This window comes from Pseudomonas sp. P5_109, from assembly GCF_034009455.1.
Lineage (GTDB): Bacteria > Pseudomonadota > Gammaproteobacteria > Pseudomonadales > Pseudomonadaceae > Aquipseudomonas.
The window spans coordinates 1016027-1028643 of sequence record NZ_CP125380.1; the positions used below are offsets into that span (position 1 = coordinate 1016027).

A 12617-nucleotide genomic window follows, 5' to 3' on the forward strand; every position below is an offset into this window, starting at 1 on the left:
CGAGCCCGCTCGCGATGGTCGCCAACGATAACGCTGCAAGCCTGATACGGTGCGGCGTTCTCCAGTCCATCGCGAGCGAGCTCGCTCCTACAATATTTCCTATCTTTTGGTCCTTAATCACTGCAATCAATAGTGCTGTTCAAAACGACGCCCGCTCCATATTATCGTCGTCATAAAATTATTTCCCGTGGAGCGTCCCATGCCTGTACAAGCCCTGTTCAAACCGTTCCACCTCGGCACCCTCGAACTGCCGACCCGCGTCGTCATGGCGCCGATGACCCGCTCCTTTTCCCCGGGCGGCGTACCAAATTCCAAAGTGATTGAGTACTACCGTCGCCGCGCCGCAGCGGGTGTCGGCCTGATCATCACCGAAGGCACCACCGTCGGTCACAAGGCTTCCAACGGCTACCCGAACGTTCCGCATTTCTATGGTGAAGCGGCCCTGGCGGGCTGGAAGAAAGTCGTCGACGCCGTTCACGCCGAAGGCGGCAAGATCGTTCCGCAGCTGTGGCATGTGGGCAGCGTGCGCCGTATCGGCACCGAGCCGGACGCCAGCGTGCCGGGTTATGGCCCGTCGGAAAAAGTGAAGGAAGGTCAGGTCGTGGTGCACGGCATGACCAAACAGGATATCCAGGACGTGATCGCTGCGTTCGCCCAGGCCGCCAAGGATGCCCAGAGCATCGGCATGGACGGCGTTGAGATCCACGGCGCCCACGGTTACCTGGTCGACCAGTTCTTCTGGGAAGGCAGCAACCAGCGTACCGATGAATACGGCGGCAGCCTGGCCAACCGCTCGCGCTTCGCCATTGAATTGATCCAGGCCGTGCGTGTCGCGGTCGGCGAAGGTTTCCCGATCATCTTCCGTTTCTCCCAGTGGAAGCAGCAGGACTACAGCGCACGCCTGGTACAAACCCCGCAAGCCTTGGGCGAGTTCCTCAAGCCATTGGCCGACGCGGGCGTGGATATTTTCCACTGCTCGACCCGCCGCTTCTGGGAGCCGGAGTTCGACGGTTCCGAGTTGAACCTGGCAGGCTGGACCCGCCAACTCACCGGCAAGCCGACGATCACCGTGGGCAGTGTCGGCCTGGATGGCGAGTTCCTGCAGTTCATGGTCAACACCGACAAGGTCGCACAACCGGCCAGCCTGGAAAAACTGCTGGAGCGCTTGAACAACGACGAGTTCGACCTGGTGGCGGTCGGTCGTGCGTTGCTGGTGGACCCGGACTGGGCGCAGAAAGTGCGTGATGGCCGTGAGGAAGACATTCTGCCGTTCAGCCGTGAGGCGTTGATGTCGCTGGTTTAAGCGGCGACGGGACAGACGCCTTCGCGAGCAAGCACGCTCCCACAGGGGATTTGTGCATGACACAGATCCAGTGTGGGAGCGGGCTTGCTCGCGAAGACTGACTCAAAAACACTACAAAATCATGGAACAATCGGTGCATTCGGCACCACCATCTCCCCGGCACACGCCCCGCGCAACTGTCCCTCGAACTGTTCGATGATCGTCGCCCACCCCTGGCGACTGGCATGCTGGCGCGCATTGAGTCGCACATTGCGCAAGGTTTCCCTGTCCTCCAGCAGCCATGCCGCTGCATCGCGGAATGCTTCCTCATCCCCCGGCATCGCCAGCACACCGTTGTAGCCATGACGAATATGCTGGGCGGCCGCCGCTTGATCGTAGGCCACCACCCCGAGCCCCGAGGCGAGTGCTTCAAGCACCACATTGCCAAAGGTTTCGGTCAGGCTCGGAAACAGAAACACATCGCCTGATGCGTAGTGACACGCCAGGGCTTCACCCCGTTGTGTGCCGCAGAAAATCGCCTCGGGCATTTCCTTTTCCAGTTCCTGGCGCTGCGGACCGTCGCCGACCACGATCAGTTTCAGCCTGCGCTGGGGATAACTCGCCTTGAGGGTATTGAAGGTGCGCTTGAGCAGGCCGAGGTTTTTTTCCGGGGCCAGGCGTCCGACATGAATGACGGCGATGTCTTCCTCGGCCAGTCCCCATTGCTCGCGCAGGGCATTCAAGCGCTTGGCCGGGTGAAACAGTTCGCTGTCGACGCCTCGGGACAGCAACGCCAGCCGTTCGAAATGCCGCCGCTCCAGCTCCATGCGCTGACTGACGCTGGGCACCAGGGTCATGGTCGAGCGGTTGTGGAACCAGCGCAGGTAGTGGGTCAGCAGGCGCGTGAGCAAACCCAGCCCGTACTGGTTGGAGTACTGCTGGAAATTGGTGTGGAAACCGCTGACCACGGAAATCCCCAGGCGCCGTGCCGCACGCAAGGCCGACAACCCCAACGGCCCTTCGGTGGCGATGTAGAGCACATCCGGGCGGTGACGCGTCCAGCGCCGCAGCAACTTGTGCATCGACGACTGGCCCCATTGCAGTCCGGGATAGCCCGGTAGCGGCCAGCCGCGGCACAGTAGCAATTCATCGTCACTGCCCAGTTGCTGGTCGCAGCCCTGACGCGGTCGCACCAGTTCCACTTGATGGCCGCGCGCGCGCAAACCGTCGCACAAGCGACCCAGGGTGTTGGCCACGCCGTTGATTTCCGGAGGGAAGGTTTCGGTGATCAGGGTGATATGCAGAGCTGTCGTCATGACCCCAGTGTCGGCTGGGGCCATGTCGTCAGTGTGACGTCGGGATGATGGATTTGTGACTGCGGTGCCGGCGCCGATGGCTCAGCGCTGGGTCACCAGGTTTTCCGCGCCGCGTTCACGCACCCAGAACAGCGTCGCCCCGGCCACGGCCGCCGGCATCATCAGGATGTTGACCACAGGGATCAGCAGCACCAGGTACACGCTGCCGCCAAAACTCATGCTCTGCCAGCGCTTCTGCCGCAGCCAGGCGAGCATTTCGTTCCAGCCCAGCTTGTGGTTGTCCGCCGGGTAGTCGATGTACTGGATCGCCATCATCCACACCCCGAACAACAGCCACAGCGGCGCGGCGATGATGTTCACCACCGGGATGAACGAGAGGATGAACAGCCCGATTGCTCGGGGCAGGAAGTAGCCGAGCTTGCGCATTTCCCGGGCCAGGGTGCGCGGGATCATTGCAATCAGTTCGCCCCAGCTGAAGGCCGGGAAATCATCGGTGCCGCCCACCACCACTTCGACTTTTTCCGCGAGGAAGCCATTGAATGGCGCGGCAATGACGTTGGCGAGCATGGTGAAGGTGAAGAACACCATCAGCACGACGAGCACCACGAACAGGGGCCAGAGGATGTAGCTGAGAAAACTCAGCCAGTCGGGCAGGGACGGCATCAGCGTGTCGACCCACAGGCTGAATTGATGGCCGGCCAGGTAGATCAATCCGACGAACAGCACCAGGTTGATCGCCAGCGGCAACAGCACAAACAAACGCAGGCTGGGGCTCAGCACCAGCTTGAGGCCTTCGCGCAGGTATTGCGGGCCGGACAGGACAGGGGCGGGCATAAGAGGCTCCGGGCAGAGGGAAAACGCGCCGACCTTACCGGCTTTGCTTCACAGGCGAAAGCGCGGTGGCGGTATCGACATTCACTGTAACAAAGACGTCGATATCGTCGGCCAGATGGCATAGAGACCACCTATGAGCTGGATTGTTAATCCGTATTTCCTTAATCTTCGCCCCCTCGATACGCTGCACCCAATCTTTTTACAGGACGGTCGGGTTCAAGCCTTCCCCAAGTGCTTTCAACCGTTCTTTTTTATTCCAGCCGGCAATCCGGCGTTCCGCGCCAGGTATTCCGGGCCGGTCAACAGGAGCAGGTCATGTCTGAAGTCCGTCATTCGCGAGTGATTATTCTCGGTTCCGGCCCTGCCGGTTACAGCGCCGCGGTCTATGCCGCCCGTGCCAACCTCAAGCCACTGCTGATCACCGGCATGCAGGCCGGCGGTCAACTGACCACCACCACCGAAGTCGACAACTGGCCGGGCGACGTCCACGGCCTGACCGGCCCGGCGCTGATGGAGCGGATGCGCGAGCACGCCGAGCGCTTTGAAACCGAGATCGTGTTCGATCATATCAATGCCGTCGACTTCGCCGCCAAGCCATACACCCTGACCGGCGACAGCGCGACTTACACCTGTGACGCCCTGATCATCGCCACCGGCGCCAGCGCTCGTTACCTGGGCCTGCCATCGGAAGAAGCGTTCATGGGCAAAGGCGTTTCGGCCTGCGCGACCTGCGACGGTTTCTTCTATCGCAACAAGCCGGTAGCCGTGGTCGGCGGCGGCAACACCGCTGTCGAAGAAGCCCTGTACCTGGCCAACATCGCCAGCAAGGTCACCCTGATCCACCGTCGCGAAACTTTCCGCGCCGAGAAGATCCTGATCGACAAGCTGAACGCCCGTGTTGCCGAAGGCAAGATCGAGCTGAAGCTGAACGCGACCCTGGACGAAGTGCTGGGCGACAACATGGGCGTGACCGGTGCCCGGCTGAAGAACAACGACGGCAGCTTCGACGAAGTGAAAGTCGACGGCGTGTTCATCGCCATCGGCCACACCCCGAACACTTCGCTGTTCGAAGGCCAGTTGACCCTCAAGGACGGCTACCTGGTTGTGCAGGGCGGCCGTGACGGCAACGCTACTGCCACCAACCTCGAAGGCATCTTCGCCGCCGGTGACGTGGCTGACCACGTATACCGTCAGGCCATCACCTCGGCTGGCGCCGGTTGCATGGCGGCACTGGATGCCGAGCGTTACCTCGACGATCTGCAGAACGCTTGATTCTGCTGTTGTTGAAATAAGAAAACCGGCTTCGGCCGGTTTTTTGTGCCCGCGATTTACAACCTGAGCACATTCCAATGTGGGAGCGGGCTTGCTCGCGAAGATGGTGTGTCAGTCAATAATGATGTCGGCTGACACGCCCTCTTCGCGAGCAAGCCCGCTCCCACAGGGATTGTGTTCAGGTCAGCTTTGCGAGGCAGGCCTCAAGAATATCCAGGCCTTCCTCCAGTACTGATGCCTCGGTGGTCAGCGGTGCCAGCAGCCGGATGATGTGCCGCGACTTGCCGCTGGGCATCAGCAGCAAACCTGCCTCCCGCGCCAGGGCCAGCAGCTGCGTCAACTGCGCCGCTGCGGGCGAGCCGTCGGCATTCGCCAGTTCGATGCCGCGCATTGCGCCAACACCGGTCAGGCGACCGAGGTAGGGAGAGAGGTTGCGCTCACGCCAGGATTGGTAGCGACCGACAATCGCCTCTTCCTGTTGCGTGCCCCATGCTTGCAGATTGGCATCGGTCATTTCGTCCAGCGTCGCCAATGCCGCTGCGCAGGCGATGGGATTGCCGGAGTAGGTGCCACCGAGTCCGCCCTTGGGCAGGTTGTCGAGCAGCGACTTGCGCCCGACCACCGCCCCCAGCGGCACACCGCCGGCGATGCTTTTGCCGAGCAGGATCAGGTCCGGTTCGATGCCCAGCCTTGAGAACGCGAAGCGCTGGCCGGTACGGCCGAAACCGGACTGGATTTCATCGGCGATCAGCACAATGCCCTTGTCGTCGCAGAACTTGCGCAGCGCCTGGGCGAACTCCACGTCCATGGCCAGGAAGCCTGCTTCGCCCTGCACCGGTTCGACGATGAAGCAAGCCACGTCCTCGACATCGATTTCAACGCTGAACAACCGATCCATGGCCTTCAATGCTTCAGCGCAGGTCACGCCGTTGTCCGCGCTAGGGAAGGGCAGGTGATACACCGGCCCCGGTAGCACGCCGACTTTTTGTTTGTAGGGGGCGACTTTGCCGTTGAGGTTAAGCGTGGCCAGGGTGCGGCCGTGGAAGGCGCCATCAAAGGCGATCACTGCAGTGCGTCCGGTCGCGCCACGGACGATCTTCAGCGCATTCTCGGCCGCTTCGGCGCCGCTGTTGGTGAGCATGCCGCTGACCGGATAATCGACTGGAATGAACGCGCTGAGGCGGTCCATCAAGGCGAGGTAGGGTATATGGGGCGCGGCGTTGAATGCGTAATGGGTCAGCCGGGTGGCTTGTTCGCGAATGGCCTCGACGATGTGCGGATGGCAATGGCCGAGATTCAGCACGCCGATGCCACCGACGAAGTCGATGTAGCGTTTGCCATCGGTGTCCCACACCTCGGCATTCTTGCCGTGGCTGAGGGTGACAGGGTGAACGATATTGATCGACTGACTGATGGTTTCGCTGCGCATGGATGACCGGCTCGGAAGAAGGAGGACTTCTTTTTATCTAAGCCGTCGGCAGCGGTACCCGGCAAACGAAATAAAGTGGCGGGGTCAATCTTAAAAGTCAGGATGTGTGGTTAAGCACATGTAGGAGCGAGCCTGCTCGCGATGGTCGTGAACGATAACACTGGGTGCCTGATGCCGCGCAGCGCTCTCCGGTTCATCGCGAGCAGGCTCGCTCCTACAATTCAGATCAGCGGCGGGTCAGTGGCTGTTGGGTGAATGTCACGCCAGCCAGACCATGGGCGATCAATGCGCGGATATTGCCGTGGTCGCTGCCTTCAGGTGTGGCAACAACCGAGCGGTAATGCTCGCCGAACGCCAACAGCGCTTCTTCATCGCTCAAGCCTTCGAGCAGCGCCAGGCCCAGGGTCTTGCACGAACCTTCGTTCTGCCCGGCCGCGTTTTCCACGCCACCATTGTTGAAAGCCTGAGGCTGGTAGTCGTAACCGGCGGCGATGAAGGCCAGGGTGTCGGCGAAGGCGTGTTCGCCACTGTTGAGGCTGGCGCGCAGGGTGTTCAAATCACTCATTGGGTTTTCCTTTGGCGAACGCCGCCTGTTGTTCGGCGTTGGCTTCTTGCTGATATTGGGCTTTCCATTCGGCGTACGGCATGCCGTAAACCACTTCGCGGGCGTCGTCGAGGCTGACCTCGATCTGGCGCTCATCGGCAGCCGCCTTGTACCACTTGGACAGGCAGTTGCGGCAGAAGCCAGAGAGGTTCATCAGGTCGATGTTCTGCACATCCTTGCGGCTGTCCAGGTGGGCCACCAGCCGGCGAAAGGCGGCGGCTTCGAGTTCCAGGCGTTGTTGATCGGTCATGGCGGTCTCTGCGAGACAGCTTCAAGCGGCAAGCTTCAAGCTGCAAGTTGGATGGCGGTGGCTGCCAGTTTACAGCCTGGCGCTTGTGGCTTGAAGCTAGCGGCTCGCTGCAAGCGTAATCGATACCGACTCGGCGAATCGCAGCGCGTGGGGCTTGTCCACCTCGACTTCGGCGTAGAGCACCGATGCGTTGGCCATCACCAGGTCGAGAATTTCCTGGGTCAGGCGTTCGAGCAACGCAAAGCGGTTGCCTTCCACATGGGCGATGATCGCCTTGGTGATGGTCCGGTAGTTCAATGCGTGATCGATGTCGTTGTCGCGGACCGCTTCCTGGGCTGCGTACAAAATGGTCAGGTTGATCAACACATCCTGCTTGTTGAGGATTTCATCTTCATTGATGCCGATGAAGGTACGCAGACACAGGTCTTTGACCCGGATGCGTGCCATGCCTGGTTGAAGTTGTGGCATTGCTACTTGCTCCGTCCAATCAATTGCAGGAACTCCTGGCGGGTGTTGCTCGAGTCGCGGAAAGCGCCGAGCATCACCGAGGTGTTCATGGTCGAATTCTGTTTTTCGACGCCGCGCATCATCATGCACATGTGCTGCGCTTCGATGACCACCGCGACGCCGGCCGCGTCGGTCACCCGTTGCACCGCGTCGGCGATTTGCCGGGTGAGGTTTTCCTGGATTTGCAGGCGCCGGGCGAACATGTCCACCAGCCGCGCTATCTTCGACAGGCCCAGTACCTTGCCGGTTGGAATGTAAGCCACATGCGCCTTGCCGATGAAGGGCAGCATGTGGTGTTCGCACAGCGAGTACAACTCGATGTTGTCGACGATCACCATTTCATCGTTGTCGGAGGCGAACAGCGCACCGTTGACGATCTCTTCGACACTTTGCTCGTAACCATGGCAAAGGTACTGCATGGCTTTGGCCGCGCGCATTGGCGTATCGAGCAAACCCTCGCGATCGGGGTTTTCACCGAGGCCGATGAGGATCTCTCGAAAGCTCTGGGATAAGGCGTTCTGGGGCAGGGATAACGTCATGGAAAATCCTCGCGGGACACTTATTTGATGTGCCTTCCGCCGTTGACGGTCAGGGTAGTGCCGGTGACATACGGGTTGTCGAGCAGATAGCGCAGGCTCTGGTAGATCACCTCGCTGCCGGGCTCGATGCCCAGCGCGGACTTGGCCAGCGCCTTGGCGCGGTAGGCCGCGTCGTCTTCAGGGTTGAACAGTAGCAGGGCCGGCGCGATCCCGTTGACCTTGATGGCCGGCGCGTACCTGGCGGCGAAGGACAGGGTCAGGCTGTCGAGCCCGGCTTTGCTGGCGCAATAGCCGATGTGCTTGCTGCTGCCCTTGCGGGTCACGTCATCGCTGATGTGCACGATGTCGGCGGGGCTTGAGCGTTGCAGCAGGTCGGCGCAATGCAGGTTGATCAGATAAGGCGCCAGCATGTGCACGCTGAACATGCGGGCGAATGCGGCGGCATCGGTGTCCGGTGTTTCGGCCAGCCATTCGGAGGCGTTGTGGACAATCGCCCGCAAACAGTCGGTGTAGGTTTTCAGTTCGCTGATGAAGGCCAGGATCCCGGCCTCGCTGGCGAAGTCCGCGAACACCGCGGTGGCCCCCAGGTCGCGCAAGGCTTGTACGCCGGGACGCTCGCTGCGGTAGCTGAAAATCACGCGATGGCCGTCTTCCAGCAGTCGCCGGGCGCAGTGCAGGCCGACACGCTGGCCGGCGCCGGTAATGAGGACAGGGGGGGCGGAAGAGGTCATGAACGGCTCGCGTCGCGGTGAGAACAAAACTATACCAGCGACGGGAGGCACACTTCTATTGTGCACATCGGACCCTGTGTGGGAGCGGGCTTGCTCCGGGCGGCGATCCGACGAAGGCGGTGTATCAGTCAGTATTTGTACTGTCTGACACGACGCTTTCGCGAGCAAGCCCGCTCCGACAAGGATCGTCAGTGGTTTTGAGGGGCGGGCCCGGCGGGCAAGCGGCGTGCCGGCGTGCTGTTCAGCCAATTGGCCAGCAGACGGGTCGACAGTGGAATGAAGAAATACACCATCAATGGCGTCAGGCACAGGGTGCTGAAGAGCACACGGGGCAGTAGCGCGATTTCGCTCAGCAGCGGTCCCAGTACAAAGTTGAACAACAGGGAAACCGGAAAGAACGCCAACCAGATCGCCACGGCCTGTTTCCAGCGCGGCGGGCGTTGACCGACGGCACCGAACCAGCCTTCGATGCCGCTGACCCGGTGTTCCGTCGGGTGGGCGAACAGCTCGCTGCCGCGTCCGAGCCAGGCGCTGCGCGAAGCGGAATGCTCCCAGGCATGCAGGGTCTGTTCGTCGGCGAAGCGGAAGATAATCTGGAATTCGTCGTCACCGGGCGGCGGTGCGAGTACGCCGGAGCCGAGGTAGCCGGGAAAGTCGGTGGCCAGTTGTTCACCTTCGCGCAGCCAGGTGATCAGGTCTTGATAGCGTCCATTGGCAACGCGGCGCGCAACCATCAACGTGACGGGAGGGGTAGACATTGTGTATCTCCGTAAGGCATTTGCGTCGCTCCGGATAGGAACTTCGCCAGGCACAGCGCCGGGGTGGTGGGCCGTGTCTTGAAGCAAGCAAGGATTATTCCTGATTCAGCCAGTCGCGTCTGCGACGTTTTTCGCTCCTTCGCGGCATTGAAATCTTTACGGAACTTTTACGGGGCGCACGAGTAGAATGTGGTTCGGACGATACAGGGATGTTACATCAGGATGCCCGTACTTACTGACGTTGCTTCAGACTCCACGCAGGCTGTCTCTCTCGAACAGGAAGAGCTCTTTCCCATTCGCGAGGTGGCGCGCCTGACAGGTGTCAACCCGGTGACGCTTCGCGCCTGGGAACGACGCCATGGCCTGATTGTTCCGATACGCACCGAAAGCGGGCATCGCCTGTATTCGCTGACCGATATCGAGCGGGTTCGCAGCATCCTCAGCTGGATCGAGCGTGGCGTTGCCGTTGGCAAGATCGCCAAGATCCTGGCCAGGACCGAGCCGCTCCAGGCGTTGTCCCACATCATCCCCAACAACCTCGTAGAAGCCGATTACGCGCAGTGGCAGCAACAGGTGCTTGCTGCGGTCAACGGGTTTGACGAGATTCGGCTGGAGCAGCTCTACGGGCAGATTTTTTCCAGTTACGCCCTGCCGGTGGTGTTTCAGGACATTCTGATTCCCGTCTGGAAGCAGTTGTTGCAACGCCAGGACCAGTTTGGCGGAGCCAGCGATTGGTTGTTCCTGGATGGTTTTCTGCGTGCCCGGGTGGCGCAGCGTCTGTTGTTGATGCGCGAAAAACAGCCGCGTCGCGTGGTCATCTGTGCCCTGGTTGGCCACTGCCGGGAGCTGGAGTTGTTGGTCGCCGCCCTGTTCCTGAGTTGCGGGCCAACGGCCGTTCGAGTGCTGAACATGGGCCAGCCGTTCGACGAACTGGCGTTGCTGTGTGAAAGGATCAAGCCCTTGGCGCTGGTGCTGTTTTCCAACCATGTACCGGCGCCCGAGTTGCCGCGGCGCTTGAATCGCCTGGCCATGAGTCTGGAGTGTCGATTGTTGCTGGCCGGCGATGCTTCTGACCTGGCACAGGAGAGCCTGGCCGGGTCATCGATCGGTTGCCTGGGCAATGAAGGGGACGTCATGGGCCAGCGTCTGAAGCAGTTCCTGGCGGGCAGTCTGGATACTTGAAGTTCAGAGATGCAGCGTTGGATGAGTCAAACGATGCTGTTGCAGGATGAACTGGCGCAGACGCTCGGTTTCGTCCGTATCGTTCTGGCTCAGTTGATAGGCGTAGAAGCCCTGTTCGTTTTCTTTCTCGAAAGTGCCGCGCAAGGCAATCCGCTCATAGCCTGACGGGCTGAACCACAAGGCGAAATGCTTGGGTGGCTTGGTCTTGTTGCGAACTTCAAGCAACACCCCTTTGCACGACACTTCGTGTACCCACAGGGTGCCGGGTTGACCCTGGGCATTTTCCAGCGCCACCGGTTCGTCCAGCACCAGGCGCCACGGCCGGACCATCGGGCCGTCTTCATAGATGCTCGGCACGCCGAGACGCAAATGCAACGCATGGAACTCGTCTTCCACCAGGTGCAGGGGGAAGGTCATTTGCTGGTTTTCGAAGCTGGCTTGAATGGTGACCTGCTCATGGGCCGCCAGGCGGGTGAGCAGGTCACGGATCTGCGATCCACCGTTGACGAGCAGGCTCGACGTCGCATCCCGAACATTGAGTTGCGGGTTATGTTGCATGGTCTGGATGAAATCCAGCTCATCCTGGGTCAGGAGTGCGTCGCGCTGCATGGCCAACTCGAAGGAAATAGTTACAAAGTCATTGGTGATTGTAGTTACTGACAATTAATTCTGAATTTTGTTTTGGCCGTTCGTCGCCTTGAGCGCGGCAAGCTCGGCCTGGAGTTCAGCCAACTGCCCTTCCAGTTGAACCACGCGCTGTTGCGCCTTGACCTGCGCGGTGACGTCTTTTTGCACACCGACAAAGTAGGTTTGCCCATCCGCCGGATTTTTCACCGTTGAAAGGGACAATTCATTCCAGAACGGTGTGCCGTCCTTACGGTAGTTGCGCAGTATTTCCCGGCAGGATCCTTCACGGTTCAAGGCGTCGCGAATCAACGGCAGGGCTTCCTGGTCGCGGTCCCCCGACTGCAGGAAGCGGCAATCCTGATAGAGGATTTCTTCGCTGGAGTACCCCGTCAGGCGTTCGAACGCGGGGTTGACGTAAATGAGGATTTTGTCCTGATCGCCTTCCTTTTCGGCAATCACGATACCGTCGTTGGAGGCGTTGATTACCATTTGCAGCAGTTGTGCGTTAATCATCGGAGTATCCTTTCCTGATTGATTGTCGATTGCATTCTAAAAGAACAATCACGAGCGTGCTGTTAATATCCGGGTCTTTTACTCGGATTCAGGATCAGATTGATGAAAGTCGCCATCATTTCCGGCTCGGTGTACGGCACGGCCGAAGAAGTTGCCCGCCACGCCGCCAGCCTGTTGAAAGCCGCCGGTTTCGAAACCTGGCACAACCCGCGTGCGAACCTCGCCGATATCCAGGCGTTTGGCCCCGAAGCCTTTCTGGCAGTGACCTCGACCACAGGCATGGGCGAGCTGCCGGACAACCTGCAACCACTGTACTCGACCATTCGTGACCAATTGCCAGCGGCCTGGCGCGGTTTGCCAGGTGCGGTGATCGGATTGGGCGATGCGAGTTATGGCGATACTTTTTGTGGCGGCGGCGAGCAGATGCGCGAATTGTTCGCTGAACTGGGCGTTCGCGAGGTACTGCCAATGTTGCGCCTGGATGCCAGCGAAAGCGTGACCCCGGAAACGGACGCCGAGCCTTGGCTGGCGGACCTGATCAACGCACTGGGCGAGTGACAGATAACCCGACATCAATGCCGGTCAAAGCTCTGGCAGTGCAGCAAAACCTGCCTGCCAGAGCTGCGCTGGCGCCGGTCATTTGACATGGATCCAGGGCAGCAGGGCGGCTGACTCGCTGGGCCATCAAGCTGGCTGCCAATGCAACTACACGAACCTCATCGGCTGACTAGACTCGGTAGTCATAGGAAACACTCCATAATAAAAAACACCGA

General features: G+C 60.3%; 15 protein-coding genes. 4 read left to right on the forward strand and 11 right to left on the reverse strand.

All coding sequences use genetic code 11. The features are described from left to right. The first annotated feature begins 199 nt into the window (after window positions 1-199). A complete protein-coding gene (locus QMK54_RS04380; RefSeq protein WP_223589176.1) occupies window positions 200-1303 on the forward strand; it encodes an NADH:flavin oxidoreductase in 1104 nt (367 codons plus the stop codon). A gap of 119 nt (window positions 1304-1422) precedes the next feature. Here the strand turns inward: QMK54_RS04380 and QMK54_RS04385 are convergent, their stop codons facing one another. Beyond that, on the reverse strand, window positions 1423-2622 hold the full coding sequence (locus QMK54_RS04385; RefSeq protein ID WP_320402125.1) for a glycosyltransferase family 1 protein: 1200 nt from the start codon (window positions 2620-2622) through the stop codon (window positions 1423-1425). Window positions 2623-2679: 57 nt separating this feature from the next. Then, complete coding sequence (cysZ, locus tag QMK54_RS04390) at window positions 2680-3432, reverse strand: sulfate transporter CysZ (protein ID WP_320402126.1); 753 nt, start codon at window positions 3430-3432, stop codon at window positions 2680-2682. A gap of 315 nt (window positions 3433-3747) precedes the next feature. Here cysZ and trxB point away from each other — a divergent pair, with 315 nt between their 5' ends. Beyond that, window positions 3748-4704: a thioredoxin-disulfide reductase gene (trxB, locus tag QMK54_RS04395; protein WP_110660719.1), complete on the forward strand. Its 957-nt coding sequence runs from the start codon at window positions 3748-3750 to the stop codon at window positions 4702-4704. A gap of 178 nt (window positions 4705-4882) precedes the next feature. On the opposite strand, the gene QMK54_RS04400 is transcribed toward trxB, so the two are convergent. The 7 genes from QMK54_RS04400 to QMK54_RS04430 form a co-directional block, all read right to left on the reverse strand. After that, entirely contained in the window at window positions 4883-6133 is a 1251-nt protein-coding gene (locus QMK54_RS04400; RefSeq protein WP_223589185.1) for an aspartate aminotransferase family protein, read from the reverse strand. Between the two features lie 226 nt (window positions 6134-6359). Beyond that, the gene (locus QMK54_RS04405; protein WP_110663362.1) at window positions 6360-6698 is read right to left on the reverse strand and encodes a HopJ type III effector protein; all 339 of its coding nucleotides are present in this window, start codon (window positions 6696-6698) and stop codon (window positions 6360-6362) included. Continuing rightward, a complete protein-coding gene (locus QMK54_RS04410) occupies window positions 6691-6987 on the reverse strand; it encodes a DUF1244 domain-containing protein (protein ID WP_008150700.1) in 297 nt (98 codons plus the stop codon). The genes QMK54_RS04405 and QMK54_RS04410 overlap by 8 nt, the downstream gene beginning before the upstream one ends. A 96-nt stretch (window positions 6988-7083) precedes the next feature. Beyond that, window positions 7084-7455, reverse strand: coding sequence for a dihydroneopterin triphosphate 2'-epimerase (folX, locus tag QMK54_RS04415; RefSeq protein WP_007970304.1), 372 nt, complete (start codon window positions 7453-7455; stop codon window positions 7084-7086). Between the two features lie 2 nt (window positions 7456-7457). Beyond that, window positions 7458-8033: a GTP cyclohydrolase I FolE gene (folE, locus tag QMK54_RS04420; RefSeq protein WP_223589187.1), complete on the reverse strand. Its 576-nt coding sequence runs from the start codon at window positions 8031-8033 to the stop codon at window positions 7458-7460. A 20-nt stretch (window positions 8034-8053) separates the two neighbouring features. After that, window positions 8054-8764: a dihydromonapterin reductase gene (gene folM, locus QMK54_RS04425; protein ID WP_110660449.1), complete on the reverse strand. Its 711-nt coding sequence runs from the start codon at window positions 8762-8764 to the stop codon at window positions 8054-8056. A gap of 188 nt (window positions 8765-8952) precedes the next feature. Then, entirely contained in the window at window positions 8953-9522 is a 570-nt protein-coding gene (locus QMK54_RS04430; protein WP_320402127.1) for an antibiotic biosynthesis monooxygenase, read from the reverse strand. A 222-nt stretch (window positions 9523-9744) separates the two neighbouring features. Here QMK54_RS04430 and QMK54_RS04435 point away from each other — a divergent pair, with 222 nt between their 5' ends. Continuing rightward, window positions 9745-10704, forward strand: a complete 960-nt coding sequence (locus QMK54_RS04435; protein ID WP_320402128.1) for a MerR family transcriptional regulator — start codon at window positions 9745-9747, stop codon at window positions 10702-10704. A 3-nt stretch (window positions 10705-10707) separates the two neighbouring features. Here QMK54_RS04435 and QMK54_RS04440 read toward each other — a convergent pair whose 3' ends face one another. Together QMK54_RS04440 and QMK54_RS04445 are read right to left on the reverse strand one after the other, a co-directional pair. Further along, window positions 10708-11313, reverse strand: a complete 606-nt coding sequence (locus QMK54_RS04440; RefSeq protein ID WP_110660452.1) for a hypothetical protein — start codon at window positions 11311-11313, stop codon at window positions 10708-10710. A gap of 54 nt (window positions 11314-11367) precedes the next feature. Then, a complete protein-coding gene (locus tag QMK54_RS04445) occupies window positions 11368-11844 on the reverse strand; it encodes a PAS domain S-box protein (RefSeq protein WP_110660453.1) in 477 nt (158 codons plus the stop codon). 102 nt (window positions 11845-11946) lie between these two features. Between QMK54_RS04445 and QMK54_RS04450 the strand changes: the two genes are divergently transcribed. Continuing rightward, on the forward strand, window positions 11947-12402 hold the full coding sequence (locus tag QMK54_RS04450; RefSeq protein ID WP_110660454.1) for a flavodoxin: 456 nt from the start codon (window positions 11947-11949) through the stop codon (window positions 12400-12402). Window positions 12403-12617: the final 215 nt, after the last annotated feature.